Here is a 16932-nt window from a genome sequence, read left to right as displayed (position 1 = left end):
ATCGTTATGCAGAATTTGCATATATCCATGCCGACACAGCATTAGACGATCACATCAGGCCACTTCATCATCGCGTCTCCGCAGCAATTGCGGTTGCCTCTATAGCTCGGCAATACGACGGCATTACAACGAGGACATGCGTTTTCAGGGCCGGCCACCTGCGTAGGCAGGCTCGGTACGGTACAGGCATGCCGTACTCCCGGTATGGCTCGTTCGCGCTGTCCATAACGTAGGAGACAATGTGAAGCAATCGATACAACGGAACATCGGCCCGTTCGCGCTGATGTTCACCGGCCTCGGATCGATCATCGGTTCGGGCTGGCTGTTCGGCGCATGGAAGGCGGCGAAAATTGCAGGTCCGGCGGCGGTTTGCGCCTGGATCATCGGCGCCGTGGTCATTCTGGCCATCGCGCTCACCTACGCCGAACTCGGTGCGATGTTCCCGGAGTCGGGCGGTATGGTCCGCTACGCCCGCTACTCGCATGGCGCACTGGTGGGCTTCATCAGCGCGTGGGCAAACTGGATCGCCATTGTCTCGGTGATCCCGATCGAAGCCGAAGCCTCGATCCAGTACATGAGCACCTGGCCCTATGAGTGGGCGCACGCGCTCTTCGTCGACGGGTCATTGACGCATTCAGGGCTCGGGCTCTCCGCGATTCTCGTGATCATCTACTTCATGCTCAACTACTGGGGTGTGAAGCTGTTCGCGCGCGCCAACAGCGCGATCACGATCTTCAAGTTCATCATCCCGGGTCTGACGATCATTGGCCTGATGGCGGGTAGCTTCCACCAGGAAAACTTCGGCCAGACGACCTCGTTCGCCCCGTATGGCTGGTCGGCGGTGTTCACGGCGGTTGCCACGAGCGGCATCGTGTTCGCGTTCAACGGCTTCCAGAGCCCGATCAACCTCGCGGGTGAAGCGCGCAATCCGGCCAAGAGCGTGCCGTTCGCAGTGATCGGCTCGATCCTCTGCGCACTCGTGATCTACGTGCTGCTGCAGATCGCGTATATCGGTGCGGTCAATCCCGCCGACGTCGCGAAGGGCTGGAACACGTTCAACTTCAAGTCGCCGTTCGCGGAACTCGCGATCGCGCTGAACCTGAACTGGCTCGCGATCCTGCTCTACGTCGATGCATTCGTGAGCCCGAGCGGCACCGGTACGACGTACATGGCGACGACCTCGCGCATGATCTACGCGATGGAGCGCAACAACACGATGCCGAAGATGTTCGGCAACGTGCACCCGTTCTACGGCGTGCCGCGCAACGCGATGTGGTTCAACCTGCTCGTCTCGTTCATCTTCATGTTCTTCTTCCGCGGCTGGAGTTCGCTCGCGGCGGTGATCTCGGTGGCGACGGTGATTTCGTACCTCACGGGTCCGATCAGCCTGATGGCGCTCAAGCGCGCCGCCACGGACATCGAGCGCCCGCTGTCCGTGCCGTTCATGAAAGTGATCGCGCCGTTCGCATTCGTCTGCGCATCGATGATCCTGTACTGGGCGAAGTGGCCGCTGACCGGCGAAATCATTCTGCTGATGGTCGTCGCGCTGCCGGTGTACTTCTACTTCCAGAGCAAGCAGGGCTTTGACGGCTGGGGCCAGGATCTGAAGGCCGCATGGTGGCTGTGCGCATACCTGCCGATCATGGCGCTCCTCTCGCTCGTCGGCAGCAAGCAGTTCGGCGGCGCCGGTCTGCTTCCGTACGGCTGGGACATGCTGGTCGTCGCGCTGGTCTCGCTCGTGTTCTATTACTGGGGCGTGAATTCGGGCTACCGCTCGCCGTACCTCGCGGAACGCCAGGAGCACGACGAAGTCCTCGAAGGCATCGCAGTCCATTGAACGTCGATCGCCTGTTGTGCACACCGGAAAAGGGCGACCTCAGGAGGCAAATCTGGTAGTCGGTTTGGCGAGCACGCGGCGGTTGCCTTGAGCAATCACAGCGTGTCCGATCGGCCTTGGTGCATGGCCTATACCTCAAGGATCCAGTCGACGTTCAGGGAGAAATACTGGAGCAGAAAAAGGCGCGTCATGCGGGTGGGCATGACGCGCAAAGGACTTCCCTGGGAGAGGTACCAATCGCCTGGGGAATTACCGAAGTCAACCAGGCACGCCAGTCGATCTTTCAGACCTGACGTGCATTCTCGCGGCGTCGTTCGGTGAGCAAAGTCTACGCATTGACGACATGAGACGAATAGTAAGGATTCCCTGAAAATGTTGTAGGCAGACGGCTGCCGAGTCTGCTACCGGCGGCCCCGGGTCAGCATGCGTGCGTTCTGTTTCGCCTGTCCTGGACTCACGATGCGTCTCCATCACCGAAAAGCACCCGCCCTGACACCCAGCAAGGCGTCAAGGCGGCCGGAGTTGAGCAGGGGGCCGTTCCGCCACCGCTGCTGATTCCTGAAAGGGCACGCCTGTTTAGACCATCCGGACTGGTCAGGCGCACCTGCACAATGCCCTCGTCTTGGCAAAATTTGCCAAGACTGATAGACTGATCTACATGGGCACCATGAACATTTCCCTCCCCGATTCGCTGAAGGAATACGTCGATGAGCAGGTCGGTCAGGGCGGCTATGGCACGAGCAGTGAATACGTCCGCGAACTGATCCGTAAGGATCAGGATCGCAAGCGCCTGCGCGGAATTATCCTGCAGGGGGCCGCATCGGGCCTGACGGATCCCGTCGATTCCGACTACTTCGAATCGCTGCGCGCCCGCGTGCGCACGTCGCGCAAATGACGGCGAAGCCCGTCAAACCGACGAGGCTGGCCACGCGGGACGTCGAAGACGAGCTGACCCACTACCTCGTAGAGGAAGGCTCGGAAAAGGCCGCGCTCGGATTCATTGCGGAGATCGAGCAGGCGTACGCTCATCTCGCTAAACATCCGCACATTGGATCTCCCCGGTACGCGTACGAGCTGGACATACCAGGCCTGCGATCGTGGCAACATGATCGCTACCCGCATGTGATCTTCTACGTTGAGCACGTGGATCACGTCGAAGTCTGGCGTGTGCTTAACGGCAAGCGCGATATCGCGTCGTGGCTGTTGAACGATGACAGCGAGATTCACTGACGTTTTCCGGACGGTCATGCTGTGCAAGCACGTTTTTACTGTCGTATCCACCTGCACCTGAAGCGGATCGTTTCTTCGTCGTGCGCGTCAGACTCCCGAATCTCACTGCGCAGCTGGATTGGATCTGACTGGCAGTCGGAAAATCGAACTAGGGAATGCGATTCACCTTGCCTTCCATGCCTTCCCATGGCGACGATTTCCGACGAGTCAAAGCAATTGATCTCGTCGATCATGTCGTTCTTGATAAGTTCATTCTGCGGCACTGTCTCCTTTGTGAGACCAGGCGTTCCTGCATGATTTCCAGACTTAGTCAACGTATCGTCCGCTAAAGGCCCAGGCCAGCATCACGGCCAGCGCACCGAAACAGCACGTCCATTGCGTTACAGCGGATCCAGTCCCGAACTCGGGGTTCGAAATCAGCGTGGGCTGGATCGCGAGGCCGAGAAGCGCACCTGGTTCCAGATGGTGCGTCCGCTCGATTCGCAGCCAGTACATCGAGAGCAGACTGGCCGACCAGCCGGAACCGACCAGGAGCCAGTCGATCACCTTGAAATCAAACGACCTGGCGGGATTCCTCGCGACATTCATGGCGATGTGCGAGATCGAAACCGTCACAACAAGAACGGACAGGGCAACAAACCACGTCGGGTAGCGAAGCAGAACGGCAAAGAGGTAGCCGAACAGCGTGACGAGTTGAGGCCATGCCAGCCGCACGAGTGCGAGGCTCGCGCGCAATTCGTCGAAATCGTCATCATGCATTGACCGCGTCCCGGTGCGTGGAGGCATGGCACTGCGCGTACCTGCCTGGATGCCGATCTTCCCTGAAATACGCTAACGTGCCCGACACGCCGCCAGAATACCCCGCAGCAAATCGATGGGCGGCGGAGGACAACCAGGGATCGCCACATCAACCGGCAGGACCGACGAAACTGGGCCGCATACGGCATAGCTGCCGGCAAATATGCCACCCGTGCACGCACATTCTCCCGCCGCCACGACGAGCTTCGGGGCTGGCGTTGCTTCATATGCCGCAAGCACGGCCGCCTTCATGTTCAGCGTCACGGGCCCGGTTACGAGCAGCAGGTCCGCGTGGCGGGGGCTCGCAACGAACCTGATCCCCAGACCTTCGATGTTGTAGTAAGGATTGCTGAGCGCGTGGATCTCCAGCTCGCAGCCGTTACAGGAGCCCGCATCGATCTGCCGGATGCATAGCGCGCGCCCGAGGAGATCGAGTACTTCGCGACGAATCTCTCGCTCCTCGTGTCGCCATGCATTTTCCACTGTCGGCGCTGGTTCGTCCGGAAAGCCGGAGCGCGCGAATTGCCGGATAAGCTGCCACATCAGAGATCGTGCCCCGCGTAGTTCAGGTTGAACGACTTGTTGATCAGGGGAAAATCAGCAACGATGTTGCCAATGATCGCGTGCTCGAGTGCTGGCCAGGCCTGCCACGATGGATCGTGGCAATGGCAGCGCGTAATCACATCGTCCGCGTCCAGTTCGAGCGCGACGAATACGTCGCCGCGCCACCCTTCCACCCAGCCCGTCCCGCGCGACGGTTCGGAGACCGGCTTCACGTGGACGGCAACGGATCCGGCAGGAAGGCTGGTGAGCAGTACACGTATCAGACGCAGGGACTCGTCGATTTCGGCAAATCGCACGGCAACGCGCGCCGCGACGTCGCCCCGTGTGTCGCTTGCAGCCTTGACGGACACATCGTCGTACGGAGCGGGTTGCAAGGCCGCGCGCAAATCGAATGTATGACCGCTGGCGCGAGCGGCCATGCCGCGCACGCCGAAATGCGCGGCGACATCGGGACTCATCCGGCCGGCACCGGCAAACCGGTCCTGCAATCCCGACTGGTCCTCGTAGATCTTGCGCATAATGCGGGCTTCACGCTCGATAGCATCGCACTGCTTCACCAGGGCCGTCGCGGTCTCCGGACGAATGTCGACTGACACGCCACCCGGTACGATCCGGTCCATCAGATAGCGATGCCCAAAGGCGTGCGCGTTCATCCGTATCCAGTCCTCCTTGAGCCGTGAGAACTGTGCGAGTCCGAAGGCGAACCCGGCATCGTTGCCGAGCGCGCCAAGGTCGCCCAGATGATTGGCAACCCGCTCCCGTTCCAGCAGGAGGGCGCGCACATACAGCGCGCGGTTCGACACCGTGACACCGCACGCCTGCTCAAGCGCCATGCAGTATGCCCATGTAAACGCAACTGTCGAGTCGCCTGCAATCCGTGCCGCGACCCGATAGCCACCTGAGGCCGGCGTTCGTTCGAAGAGGCGCTCGACTCCGCGGTGCACATAACCCAGGCGCTCTTCAAGGCGCAGCACCTTTTCCCCAACGACCGAAAAGCGGAAGTGCCCCGGCTCGATGGTGCCGGCGTGGATCGGCCCGACCGCGATTTCGTGTACGCCGTCTCCCGCGACCTGCACGAAGGGGTAATCCGCCTCGCTGGACTCGAACGTCTCGACGCCTGATGCCTGTCTTTGCAACGGGAAATAGTCACCGGGCCAGTTGCCGTGATTGAGCCACGGGCGGGTGTCCTGCGCATCACGCGCCCGCAGGCCGCTGAGATCGAAGATTGCGCGCTGCATGCGCGCCGCGTACGGAAAAATGGCGGCAAGATCAGGGAAGCTCCCACCGGCCTGAGGGCTGCACCCCGTCGCAAGACGCACCCACATGATCCCGTCTTCGCACTCGTACGCCGCGTTTGCCGAAAAACCCCCGTCGGGTGCTTCGCAGCCCCACATCGTGATGAGCCGGCTCTGCTGCGAGTGTGCCATGTGCGCGACTTCGAGCCACCGCGCTTCGTTCACCTCCACGATGGCTGCCGGAATCTGTCCCGTTGCGGGTGACAGCCGGATCGCGCCTTCGATCTGTACCGTGTCAAGTCGCATGCTTCAGCCCCCCAGCATCGTTGCGGCCTGGCGATACCACGTTGCCAGGTAAGGCGGCACATAGAGGCCGAGCATCAGCCCGAGGCCCAGATGCACGAAGACCGGCAGCAGGGCAGGGCGATGCTCGAGCGGTTTTGCCGTGGTCGTTCCACCAAACACCATCCGCTGCACACGCGCGAAGATTGCCGCAAAAGCGACGGCGAGTCCGAGCAGGAGCAGGGGTGCCGTCCACGGTATCGTATTCATGGCGGTCGTCAGGATCAGGAACTCGCTCGCAAACACGCCGAACGGCGGCAGGCCGAGGATCGCGAGCGAGCCGAGCATCATTGCCCAGCTGACCGTCGGGCTGACCTGCAGCAGCCCGCGAATCCCGTCGATCGCCTGCGTGCCTGCCTTCTGCGCCGCGTGACCCACGGTGAAGAAGATGGCCGACTTGACGAGCGAATGGACGGTCATATGAAGCAGCCCGGCAAACGTCGCGATCGGGCCGCCAAGTCCGAACGCGAAGGTCATCAGCCCCATGTGCTCGATCGAGGACCAGGAGAACAGCCGTTTGACGTCCTTCTGGCGAAACAGCGAGAACGACGCAACCAGCACCGAAACGAGCCCGAATCCGACCAGCAACTGCCCCGGCAGGCCATTGCCCAGGGCACCGTCGGCAAGTACCTTGCAGCGCAGCACCACGTACAGCGCGACGTTCAGCAGAAGACCAGAAAGCACGGCCGAAATCGGTGTCGGGCCTTCGGCGTGGGCGTCCGGTAACCAGCTATGCATTGGTACCAGTCCGACCTTGGTGCCGTAGCCTACGAGCAGGAAGACGAAGGCGATCGATACGATGTTGGGGTCAAGGTGGATCCTGGCCGCTGCCAGGCTTGTCCAGAGCAGCGCATCATCGCCGCTCAACTGCCGGCTCGCCGCGAGGTAAAGCAGGATTGTGCCGAACAAGGCCTGCGCGATGCCGACTCCACACAGGATGAAGTACTTCCATGCGGCCTCGAGGCTCGCAGCTGTGCGGTAGACGCTGACCAGCAGCACGGTCGCGAGTGTGGCGGCTTCCATCGCGACCCAGAGTACCCCGAGATTGTTGGTCAGCAGCGCAAGCAGCATGGCGAAGATGAATAGCTGGTACATGCTGTGATACAGCCGCATGCGCCTGGCCGTCATCCGGCCACGGTCCTCTTCGACCTGCATGTACGGCCGCGAGAACAGTGACGTCGTCCAGCCGACGAATGCGGTCAGCGCGACGAGGTACACGTTGAGCGGATCGACATAAAATGCCCGACCGAACGCAAACGACGGGCCGTGTTCGACGGTACGCGCCGCGAGTACGAGCGTGGCAGCAAACGTCGCGACGCTGAATGCGACGTTCAGGTGCCGTGCGACACGGCTCGTTCGAGTGAGCGCCAGGCATGCGGCGGCCAGGAGCGGAATGCCGAGTACGGCGAGCACGACGTGGGCGTCACTCATCCCTGAGTTTCTCGATGTGATGGATGTCCAGGCTGTCGAACTGCTCCCGGATCTGGAACATGAACACGCCCAGAATCAGGATGCCGACCAGCACGTCCAGCCCGATGCCGAGCTCCACGATCATCGGCATGCCGTTGGTCGCGGCCGTTGCCGCGAAGAACAGGCCGTTCTCCATCGACAGGAAGCCGATCACCTGGGGAATCGCCTTCGCGCGCGTGATCATCGCCATGAACGACAGCAGCACGCACGCGAGTGCGATCCCGAGTGTGCCGTGCGCGACCGAGGTCGCGAGCTGGCTGATTGGCGAGGCGACGGTGAACGCGATGATGACGAGCACGATACCAATGAGCATCGTCGTCGGAATGTTGATGAGCGGCTCGACGTCGGCCCGCACGTCGAGCCTTCGCACAAGCCGGTACAGGATCCACGGAATCACACCGACCTTCAGCACGAGCGTGAGGCCCGCGGACACGTACAGGTTTGCATCGCCCGTCACGAATCCGAGGATCAGGTTTGCCAGCACGAGTACGACGCCCTGCAGCGTATAGAGGTGAATCAGCGAGAGGATCCGGCGCTGGCTCAGCATCGCGAACGACAGTGCGAGCAGCACTGCCGCGAGGAAGTTGATGAGTTGCGTCGCGTAACCGTGCATTCACGCCCCCAGCAGGATATGCACGAGCATGCCGATGACCGCGAGCAGGAAAGCGGTGGCGAGAAACTCGGGAACGCGGAAAATGCGCATTTTCGCGTTTGCGGTTTCGACCGCGGCAAGTGCAGCACCGCCCGCCATGAGCTTGATGAAAAGCACCGGCAGCGCGAGCAGCAGCGCAAACGGGCTGCCTGCCCCGGCGATGCCCCAAGGTACGAACAGCGCCAGTCCAATGCATGAGTACGCGAACAGCTTCAGGCTCGCCGCCCATTCCATCAGCGCGAGGTGTCGTCCTGAATATTCGAGGATCAGCGCCTCGTGGATCATCGTCAGCTCGAGGTGAGTGGTGGGATTGTCGACCGGCAGGCGCGCGTTCTCGGCGAGCGACACCAGCGTGAACGCAATACCCGCGAAGGCCAGGCTCGGATAGATCGTGAGTTCACTCCGGCCCAGCGTTGCGACGATGTTCGTGAGCAGTGTCGACTGCGTGATCAGCGAGGCAGAGAACAGCACCATCAGCAGCGCCGGCTCTGCGAGGAAGCCGATCAGCATCTCGCGGCGGGCGCCGAGCGTGCCGAACGCGGTGCCGATGTCCATCGCAGCGAGCGACAACGCGACTCGCGCGAGCGCAAACAGGCCGACGAGCGCGATCGCGTCCGCAGCAGGTGACAGCGGCAGTTCAGTCGACAGCGTGGGCACGATCGCACACGCGAGCGTCATCGCGGCCCAGACGACGTAGGGGGCCCCACGGAACACCGGACTTGCACTGTGCGCGACGACCGATTCCTTGTTGAAGAGCTTGTGGAGCGTCCGGTACGGCTGCCAGATGGATGGCGCGCGCCGGTTTTGCAGCCATGCGCGGCACTGGTTGATCCAGCCCGTGAGCAGCGGGGCGCCGGCAAGCGCCACGAGAATCTCGAGGGCCTGCGAGATCACGCCGGACAGGCTCACCATTGCCTCACCAGCATCAGCAGCAGGATCAGGACGGCGAAGCTGTAGGTCAGGTACACGGCAATCCTGCCGGTCTGCAGCCGGCCAGCCCATTGTGCCGTGCGCTGCGTGAGTGCCGCGATTCGATCATAGAGCAGGGACCATGTGCGGTCGGTGACTGACACGCGGTAGACCGGTTGCGTATCGTATGGCGATGGCAATTGCCGCTCGACGCGTAGCAGCGGCGCGAAGATCTCCCGGATCGGTTGCCCGAAGCCTTCGGCGGTGTCCTGCATCCGTGCTGTCGTGAACGGAAAGCCGCAGCTCCAGGGCGCCGCGCGACGCAGCCGGCCGTGGTAGAAGCGCCGCACCAGGATCCAGGCAAGCGCGCAGCAGGCAATGAAGAAAAGCACGAACACGCCGGGCATGTAACTCGCCCGTGCAGTGGACACCGGCGCGAACAGCAGCCAGCCCTGGTTGTTCGCAGCGACGCCCCTCCCAACCAGCGCACGCGTGACCGGGTCCAGCACCTTGACGAACTGAACGGGCATCAGCCCGAGCAGCACGCCGGCCGCGGCGAACCAGCAGAACGCGAGCCGCTCCCATACATTCGCGTCGCGTGCACGGGCCAGTTTCGCTTCCCTCGGCTGCCCGAGGAACACGATGCCGAAAAACTTGACCATGGTGTAGCCGGCGAGCGCCGCCGACATCGCGACCAGCGCGGCCACGATCGGCACGGTCATGGCAAGCACGGAATTGGGCAAGCCCGGCGCGAACAGGAAACTCTGCAGCAGGAGCCACTCCGCGACGAAGCCACTCAGCGGCGGCAGGCCTGCACTGGCCGCGACGCCGGCGAGCACGGCCCACGCGGTCCACGGCATGAACCGGATCAGGCCGCCCAGCCTGCCAAGGTTACGCTCCCCGGTGGCGTGCAGCACAGCGCCCGTACCCAGGAACAGAAGGCTCTTGAAACACGCGTGTGCGGCGATCTGGTAGAGCATCGCGGTCAGCGCCAGGGCTGACAGAAGCGGCATGCCGCACGCGCGAAACAGCACCGCGAGTCCGAGTGCGGCGATCATCAGGCCAACGTTGTCGATCGACGAATACGCGAGCAGGCGCTTCATGTCGACCTGGATCGTGCTGAACACCACGCCAAGCAGCGTGGTGCCAACGCCGAGCACGAGCAGCAGCACACCCCACCACGCGATCTGCACGTGCAGCAGGTCGAACACGGTACGCAGCATGCCGTAGAGGCCGACTTTCAGCACGAATCCGCTCAGAAGTGCCGATACGGGCGACGGCGCCGCCGGATGCGCCTCCGGTAGCCAGACATGCAGCGGAAACACGCCGGCCTTCGCGCCGAATCCGGTCAGGGCGAACAGGAACGCGAGCGACGCCCAGAATGTATCGGGCGACTGAGCCCGCATGTTGGCGAAGGTGTAGTCGCCGGTGCGCGCCTGGAGAATGCCGAAGCACAGGAGCAGCGCGAGCGCGCCGACGTGTGAAATCAGGAAGTACAGGTAGGCGGCGCGACGGATCTCGCCGATCCGGTGGTTGGTCATGACGAGGAACGTGGCGGACAGCGTCAGCGTTTCCCAGGCAACCATGAACGCGTAGGCGTCGTCTGCGACGAGCACGAACGCGATGCTCGCGATACACACGTGGTATTCGAAACAGATGAGCCCAGGCGCGGTCCCTTCGCCCTTGCGGAAGTAGCCAGCGGAAAAGGCGCCGATCCCCACGCTGACGACGCCGAGCACGAACAGGAAATAGCCCGACAGCCGGTCGAGGCGCAGATGGAACGGAAGGCCGGGCAGACCGACCGGCAGTACCAGGGTGGAAGGTTCGGCGAAGACACCCACAACACCTGCCGCGCCCAGCAGCACGCCAGCCAGCGCTCCGAGCGGAAACAGTCCGTGCGCGACCAGCCGTGTGCGATGCAACACCCCAAGGCCCAGCGCGCCGACTGCGAGCCAGGCAGCGACGACCAGCAGGACGAAATGGACGCCAGACACGCTTGCCATCCGGATTGTCTCCAGTGCGCTCGGATTGGACGAGGGGCATGGACCGAGCCCGGCACACCGGATCAGTCCTGCGCATAATATTACATCGAAAGATGCATGTGGCTAGCAGGGTATGCTAATGACGTTATCATGTGAGCTACATGGGGAAAAAAGAGCCGGCGCAGCGGGTGTGCCGGCGCGTCACACGTAGCGTTCAACGGGCTCGCGGAAAGTGGGCGCAATACAAGCGCAAACCGTCAGCATGGGTTGTCGCTCGCCTTTATCGCCGACGACGTGTTCGCGTAGTTCCGCAGGCAGCAACCGGGCACGGGGAGATCCCGATGCCGTGCCGGGCACGATGGTCTGCGTGAGGAGCGTGAAGCGGGGGAGTGGCCGTAGCGCGCAGTCCCGGCAGTGTTACCGGAACGTCGCTGTGCAGGGTATCGATGCCCAGGGCGTCGTGACTATCGGGACGGCCTCGCGCGCTTGCGCGGGCATTGGCATTGAACGCGAGTGTATTATAATTCGATTATCATACTTGCCTTTCCTGCCTCTCCCAATGGAAACGAAAACCGCGCGTCTGACCATCCTGATCGATCCCGCCAAGAAGGAGGCATTCGAGAAGCTCTGTGCCGCGCAGGATCTGACGTCTTCGCAGGTTGTCCGGCAGTTGATCCGCGAATATCTCGAACGTCACGGCGTGACCTACAAGACGAAGAGTACGCTGGGAAAGCGGGTCGGGCGCAGCGCCGACTGAGCCTCACTGAGCCAGCACGTTCAGGCACCATGCTCCCAGTGCGCGTGGCCGTTCTCGCGCCAGATCAACCGCTTGGGGTCGAGGCTTACACCGCCCTTCAGTCGTCTGGCGGTAACCGGTAGCCGCAGGTCATCCGCCCACGCATACGAGAAGGCGCGATCCAGCAGGACGCGCGAAGACGGCAGACGGCTTCTGCCTTTCCAGGCGAAAGCGACGAAATTGCTGTCGTCTCCGCATCGGACCAATGCGTATGAGGTGCCGAACACGGATTTCAGCCGTTCAAGGTAGAGGTCCAGCGCGGGTTCGTCATCGGTGAAATTCATCGCAAGTACGCCCGTCTCCGTCAACCGTTCGCGACATGCAGAGAAGAACGCGATATCCGTGCACTGGCTCGCGACCCCGCCCGACACGTAGGCATCAACCAGGATGACATCGGCTGCGGCGCCCTCATTCCGGATGTGGTCTGCGCCATCGGCGCACACCACCCTGAAGCGCGCGTCGTCTGCCGGAATCCTGAACACGTCGCGCAGCGCAATCACCTCAGGGTCGATCTCGACCGCAGTGATCTCCACTTCAGGCAGATGCAGATAGCAGTACTTCGCCAGTGAGCCCCCGCCCAGCCCGATCATGCAGATGTGCCTGGGAGCGGGCTGCAGCAGCAGGAACCCCATCATCGTGCGCGTATAGCCGAGCGTGAGCCTGTCCGGCGCACGAAGCGACATGCAGCTCTGGGTGGCAAAGTGATCGAAGTGCAGGGACACGGCGTGCTGCGTTTCCAGCACGAAGGGTCGCCTGTCATTCAGTGGCGTCGAGAGGAACTCGACGAATGCGTCACAGGATGTCTGGTCGCCGTCCATTCTCGATATAACCTGTAGTCGGGCAAGTGCGTAAAAAACCGCGGCGCTTCGCGAGCGGGTGCAGGCCGCCCGGTCAGGCCTTCTTCAGGAAGCAGGCCTTGAGCATGAAGCTGCCGGTATCGGTCCTGCAGTCGATCTCGTGATCGCCGCCGACGATCCGGATATTTTTCACCCTGGTGCCCATCTTCAGCATGATCGAGGAGCCCTTGACGCGCAGGTCCTTGATCAGCACGACCGAGTCACCGTCTGAGAGCACGGCTCCGTTTGCGTCCCGGACCACACTCCTTTCCGGTTCGCCCACGGTTTCCACACCCCCGTTCTCTGACCATTCATGGCCACAGTCCGCGCACACATACAGCGCTGCGTCCGGGTACGTGTTCTCCATTGAGCATTGCGGGCATGCGGGGGCGGCGTTCATTGCGGATTTCATTAAAAACAGTTTCGGGTCAGTCAGGAAGAAGACGGGTGTTCGCCGGAGGCGATCATCTGCTCGCACACAGTGCATTATAATGTAAGGCACATGAAATTGTTGCTGTATTATAATGATGATCGCCGCCCTTCCGCGAACTTGCGGGCGGATTCGCTGAGGATGTCGTCATGTTGGATCTGGATGGAGCGCTGCTGCTGCCTGACCGGCGCATGGTTCGCGTGCAGGAAATCGCGGGAAGCCGGGGTCTGATCCTGGTGGGGGTCGGGCGCGGTGGCGAACGCGGGTTCCAGATGATCCACCGCTTCCATGACGTAGGCGAGCAGCTCGCGGCGGTCGGTATTCACCTGGCCTTCGTCTATCCGCGGGAATCGGCCCGGCACGTGCTGGACGCGATCTCAGTCGCCAGTGCGAGGTTCCGGCACCATCCGCGGCTCCTTCTGGACGTGGACCGCCGGTGTTTTGCGCAGGCCGTGTGGCCCCGATCGCTTGAAGCGGTTCACCTGAACCTCGAAATGACACGCCTTGCCGGCGTCAGCATCGACCTGCAGGACACAACGTGGGAAGGCGAACTCAGGGCGTTTCTCGCGGACTGTCAGGTCGATAATTCGCACTGAATCCAGGGACCTGTCCCGAGATTTTGGAAAAGAACATGGCAACCGTTGTGGATGTTGAAGCCGGTTCCGGGTGGAACCGGAATGGGGCGCACGCTGCCCGGGATGTATTCGTCAATGTGGCGCGCCGTTTCGAAAGCGACATCCTGCTGGTCGCGAATGGACGCCGCGGTAACGCGAAGGATGGCATGGCAATCGACGCACTACGGGTGCGCGGCGGGACCGCTGCCCAGGTGCTGGTCGCGGGCCCGGACGAAGAGGCGGCACTTCACGCGCTTTTACCGCTGCTACAGCAGGGGTGAACCGCATGCCCCGGTTCAACTGGCCACTCCCGAATTTCCGTGCCCGTGGCCCAGGCGCTGCTCCGGATATCCCGGTTGTTGTGCAATCCGAACATCTCATCTCGCTGTACTTTGACGGCCGTGGCATGCAAAGCACCATGCTGCGCGCGGCGCCGGATGCGCTTGTATTGGGATATTCGCGCACGATGATGGGATTCCTGTTGCTGCAGCCCGCTCCCAGACACATCTGCATGATCGGGCTGGGTGGAGGATCACTGACCAAGTACTGCTATCGGCATCTGCCGGATGCACGCATCACGGTAGTCGAGATCAATCCGGAGGTGATTGCGCTGCGCGAGCGCTTCTGCATCCCACCCGACGACGAGCGGCTGTCGGTCGTTTGTGCGGACGCCGCGCAGTATCTGTCGACAACCACGCACACCTTCGATGCGCTGCTGCTCGACGGTTTCAATGCGCACGGCGTGCCCCCCGAGCTATCTGACGGAGCCTTCTACGAAGCCTGCCATTCGCGGTTGAACGACGACGGCGTGCTGGCCGCCAACCTGCAGGCAGAGGATCCACGGCTTGGGGACAATCTCACCCGGATTCGCGAGACGTTCGGTTCATCGGTCGCGCTCGCCCCGGCCAAAGACAGCGCCGGAAACATCATTGCCTTCGCGTGGAAGAACGGTGTCCCGTTACCTTCACTCGAGGCGCTGATGAAGGAGGCGGATCAACACGCCGGGCAACATGGCGCTGACCTCGTTGAAACAGCCGTACGCATCGAGATGGGTGCGCGCTACGACTGGACGCGACAGGAGGCGTCGATTTTCCTCTGATGGCGTAGCGCCTCGCAATCCGCAACGACTAGCCGTTAATTCCTTGGAGAAGCAATGATCGACAACGACTCACCAAATGAGCAAACCCTATCCGCGTCCTCAATCTGGGCGCTGGAGCGCCTCGCTGAAGTTCGCTATGGGAGAGACGCCCCGGCGCTCGGTTGGTCGGTCACCCGGGAGTTGATCAGCGCGGGCTTCGTTAGCTACCCATCTGGTGCGCGCTCCAGTATTGCGATTACGGCTGCCGGACGGGCGTTCCTGAAAAGCCGGAAGTAGGTCATCCACTCTGATTTCTCGGAGGCCACTGTTCGGCCTGAGCGGACGTTGAACGAACGACGCTCAGTGGTCGCTCAACGTTCCAGACCAGCCATTGGTCACACAGCCTGATCGAACGGCAACTGCCCTCCTGGTCAGTGGGTGAAACCGACCCACGCCGGACCTTTCATTCGCCCGGTAGCAGTCATTGGATTGGCACGTTGCTGACGAGCGATAATGAGCATGAGCCGCAGTGACCGGGGGGTGTCATGCAATTCGAGACTGCTGAGAGGACGATGTGGGGTCTCGTGGAAACATATACAGGCCGAGTTGGCTACCAGCGCGGCATGAAGTCCGAAGGGCTCTCGGCTGAGCCGCCGGTCATCGACTGCTCGGGGTGGACAAGGTTGCTCCTCACTAAGGCGATGCAAGCAGAGAACGAGGCCGCGGGTCGCGAGGTGTTTGGTTCTGGCGACGTGAAAGCCCTTCAAGCGTGGTCGGATCGAATCATTCAGGAGATCGAGACTCGAACGGGATTTGTCCTCGGAGGGGACAATATTACGGCAAAAAGTCTTCCGCGCTGCGCCACCATTGGGCTGAAAATGGGAGAGCCTTCGTGGGCGAACAACCATCCTCGTCCTCGCGGAATCACCCACATTGTTCAGATTGTGCGCCGCCCTGAGGATAGCGTGCCGTTTGTTTCGGAGTCGTTCTGCGGTGCAGTTTCACCGGGCATCAGTCTGACGTCGCTCGAAGAGTGGCTCGCTCGGTCACAGCCGCATATTCGCGCGGGCGAAATGTGGGCCGTTGATCCGTTCCGGCTGGCCTCAAACAACTGAATGCCTTCTTGAACGTTCCTCCATGGCCGCCCTGTGCCCAACGAGCGGGCATGCTGTTCGTCACCGGGCCGCCTCATACACCAGGCATGACCCGACCCGTTGCTGACATCCACCGTCAGCAAGGTTGTGTCCGCTCTTGCTGAGGACGTTGCCAGACCTTCGATACGGGGCAGTCGTGTTGACTACGACACGGTTGCGCTTTCCCGTCTCCGGTCGGTGTGTCATTCGCAACGGGAAGCGCCTCAGCCTCCGAACTGATTCGATCTATCGCGTGAAGCAGCTTCTTGAACACGAGTGGCTTGGCGATTACGTCATCAACCTTGCCTTTGAAGCTCGGTGCGTCCTGCGGCCACACGAGCGCGATGATGTGCGGTCTTTCGGTTGCCACATCGAAACTCTCCACGAACCACGCAGAGGGACCCCGAGAAAATTCTGCAACGTCGAGTACGATCAACTGTTGCGACGGTTCAAGGCAGAATTTCTGCCAACTGTCGAAACCACATGCCTTCGACCGCCCATACCCATTCACATTGAGCAGAACGGCTAGAGACTCCCGTATCACCTCGTCGCGGCCCACTATCATTATGGGTCCGACCGCTGGTGGCGGCGTCGGTAGCGCATGGGCACCCGACGCGCGCAGCTGCCACTCGCAGCGCAGCCACTCCAGCCGCGACAGCTCGTAACGGTGCTCCGCCCTCGCAAGCGCAGCGAGGGAGGTCGCTGGATCGCGCTCCAGGCGTTGCAGATCTTGCGTCGCTTTGCTCAGTTCAGCGAGCGCAGCGCCGAATGCAACCTTGTCTTCTGGCTTCACAATGGGGTTCGCGGAGCAGAGGTTGAACAATTCTCAACTGCGGCAGCATGAATCTTGCTGGCAGATCCATATCCGTGGAGCATAGATCCCGGTGCTTGAAAATGCCATGAAGATTCATCTGTTGCCTCAGCGGCGCAGCGGGCAAAAAGCCTGAAGGTACCGGGTTGCGGAAATTCGAAATGCGTTTCGGGCTGCCGCCCGACAGAACACGGAGCCCGCTACGTGGCCCGATT

Annotated in this window: 18 protein-coding genes and 1 pseudogene; 9 read left to right on the top strand and 10 right to left on the bottom strand. The window is 61.8% G+C overall.

The genetic code is table 11. The features are described from left to right. Positions 1-241: 241 nt before the first annotated feature. The 3 genes from AB4Y40_RS35885 to AB4Y40_RS35875 all read left to right on the top strand — a co-directional run bounded on the left by AB4Y40_RS35885 (position 242) and on the right by AB4Y40_RS35875 (position 3067). Positions 242-1837 carry an APC family permease gene (locus AB4Y40_RS35885; RefSeq protein WP_368691896.1) on the top strand — a complete coding sequence of 532 codons (1596 nt, stop codon included), beginning with the start codon at positions 242-244 and terminating at the stop codon, positions 1835-1837. A 658-nt stretch (positions 1838-2495) separates the two neighbouring features. Continuing rightward, complete coding sequence (locus AB4Y40_RS35880; RefSeq protein WP_368691895.1) at positions 2496-2732, top strand: type II toxin-antitoxin system ParD family antitoxin; 237 nt, start codon at positions 2496-2498, stop codon at positions 2730-2732. Continuing rightward, a complete protein-coding gene (locus AB4Y40_RS35875; RefSeq protein WP_368691894.1) occupies positions 2729-3067 on the top strand; it encodes a type II toxin-antitoxin system RelE/ParE family toxin in 339 nt (112 codons plus the stop codon). The genes AB4Y40_RS35880 and AB4Y40_RS35875 overlap by 4 nt, the downstream gene beginning before the upstream one ends. 306 nt (positions 3068-3373) lie before the next feature. Here AB4Y40_RS35875 and AB4Y40_RS35870 read toward each other — a convergent pair whose 3' ends face one another. From AB4Y40_RS35870 to hyfB, 7 genes are all read right to left on the bottom strand, one after another. Continuing rightward, a complete protein-coding gene (locus tag AB4Y40_RS35870) occupies positions 3374-3826 on the bottom strand; it encodes a hypothetical protein (protein WP_368691893.1) in 453 nt (150 codons plus the stop codon). 72 nt (positions 3827-3898) lie between these two features. Beyond that, positions 3899-4408 carry an NADH-quinone oxidoreductase subunit B family protein gene (locus AB4Y40_RS35865; RefSeq protein ID WP_368691892.1) on the bottom strand — a complete coding sequence of 170 codons (510 nt, stop codon included), beginning with the start codon at positions 4406-4408 and terminating at the stop codon, positions 3899-3901. After that, positions 4408-5970 carry an NADH-quinone oxidoreductase subunit C gene (locus AB4Y40_RS35860; RefSeq protein WP_368691891.1) on the bottom strand — a complete coding sequence of 521 codons (1563 nt, stop codon included), beginning with the start codon at positions 5968-5970 and terminating at the stop codon, positions 4408-4410. Before AB4Y40_RS35860 ends, AB4Y40_RS35865 begins: the two co-directional genes overlap by 1 nt. A 3-nt stretch (positions 5971-5973) precedes the next feature. After that, entirely contained in the window at positions 5974-7437 is a 1464-nt protein-coding gene (locus AB4Y40_RS35855) for a hydrogenase 4 subunit F (RefSeq protein WP_368691890.1), read from the bottom strand. Further along, entirely contained in the window at positions 7430-8089 is a 660-nt protein-coding gene (locus tag AB4Y40_RS35850) for a formate hydrogenlyase (RefSeq protein ID WP_342920062.1), read from the bottom strand. Before AB4Y40_RS35850 ends, AB4Y40_RS35855 begins: the two co-directional genes overlap by 8 nt. Further along, the gene (locus AB4Y40_RS35845; protein WP_368691889.1) at positions 8090-9040 is read right to left on the bottom strand and encodes a respiratory chain complex I subunit 1 family protein; all 951 of its coding nucleotides are present in this window, start codon (positions 9038-9040) and stop codon (positions 8090-8092) included. Continuing rightward, positions 9034-11040 (bottom strand): hydrogenase 4 subunit B, encoded by a 2007-nt coding sequence (hyfB, locus tag AB4Y40_RS35840; RefSeq protein WP_368691888.1) that lies wholly within the window; start codon positions 11038-11040, stop codon positions 9034-9036. Before hyfB ends, AB4Y40_RS35845 begins: the two co-directional genes overlap by 7 nt. 538 nt (positions 11041-11578) lie before the next feature. Here hyfB and AB4Y40_RS35835 point away from each other — a divergent pair. After that, entirely contained in the window at positions 11579-11776 is a 198-nt protein-coding gene (locus tag AB4Y40_RS35835; RefSeq protein ID WP_342952542.1) for a ribbon-helix-helix protein, CopG family, read from the top strand. A 20-nt stretch (positions 11777-11796) separates the two neighbouring features. Here AB4Y40_RS35835 and AB4Y40_RS35830 read toward each other — a convergent pair. Further along, positions 11797-12666: pseudogene (locus AB4Y40_RS35830) on the bottom strand (fused MFS/spermidine synthase); the annotation flags it as partial. Between the two features lie 40 nt (positions 12667-12706). Then, positions 12707-13051 (bottom strand): zinc ribbon domain-containing protein YjdM, encoded by a 345-nt coding sequence (locus AB4Y40_RS35825; RefSeq protein ID WP_368691887.1) that lies wholly within the window; start codon positions 13049-13051, stop codon positions 12707-12709. A gap of 179 nt (positions 13052-13230) precedes the next feature. Here AB4Y40_RS35825 and AB4Y40_RS35820 point away from each other — a divergent pair, with 179 nt between their 5' ends. The 5 genes from AB4Y40_RS35820 to AB4Y40_RS35800 all read left to right on the top strand — a co-directional run bounded on the left by AB4Y40_RS35820 (position 13231) and on the right by AB4Y40_RS35800 (position 15888). Further along, complete coding sequence (locus AB4Y40_RS35820; RefSeq protein WP_368691886.1) at positions 13231-13677, top strand: hypothetical protein; 447 nt, start codon at positions 13231-13233, stop codon at positions 13675-13677. Between the two features lie 35 nt (positions 13678-13712). Next, positions 13713-13976 carry an HPr family phosphocarrier protein gene (locus tag AB4Y40_RS35815; RefSeq protein WP_368691885.1) on the top strand — a complete coding sequence of 88 codons (264 nt, stop codon included), beginning with the start codon at positions 13713-13715 and terminating at the stop codon, positions 13974-13976. A 5-nt stretch (positions 13977-13981) separates the two neighbouring features. Next, the gene (locus tag AB4Y40_RS35810; RefSeq protein WP_368691884.1) at positions 13982-14794 is read left to right on the top strand and encodes a fused MFS/spermidine synthase; all 813 of its coding nucleotides are present in this window, start codon (positions 13982-13984) and stop codon (positions 14792-14794) included. 54 nt (positions 14795-14848) lie between these two features. Beyond that, the gene (locus AB4Y40_RS35805) at positions 14849-15070 is read left to right on the top strand and encodes a hypothetical protein (protein ID WP_368691883.1); all 222 of its coding nucleotides are present in this window, start codon (positions 14849-14851) and stop codon (positions 15068-15070) included. A 248-nt stretch (positions 15071-15318) separates the two neighbouring features. Beyond that, on the top strand, positions 15319-15888 hold the full coding sequence (locus AB4Y40_RS35800; protein WP_368691882.1) for a hypothetical protein: 570 nt from the start codon (positions 15319-15321) through the stop codon (positions 15886-15888). Positions 15889-16003: 115 nt separating this feature from the next. Here AB4Y40_RS35800 and AB4Y40_RS35795 read toward each other — a convergent pair whose 3' ends face one another. Further along, a complete protein-coding gene (locus tag AB4Y40_RS35795; RefSeq protein ID WP_368691881.1) occupies positions 16004-16729 on the bottom strand; it encodes a response regulator receiver protein in 726 nt (241 codons plus the stop codon). Between the last annotated feature and the right edge of the window lie 203 nt (positions 16730-16932).

The sequence above is a fragment of the Paraburkholderia sp. EG287B genome, assembly GCF_040965595.1.
GTDB lineage: Bacteria > Pseudomonadota > Gammaproteobacteria > Burkholderiales > Burkholderiaceae > Paraburkholderia.
Note: the sequence above shows the minus strand (reverse complement) of the source record. Positions and strands in the feature narration are given on the sequence as shown.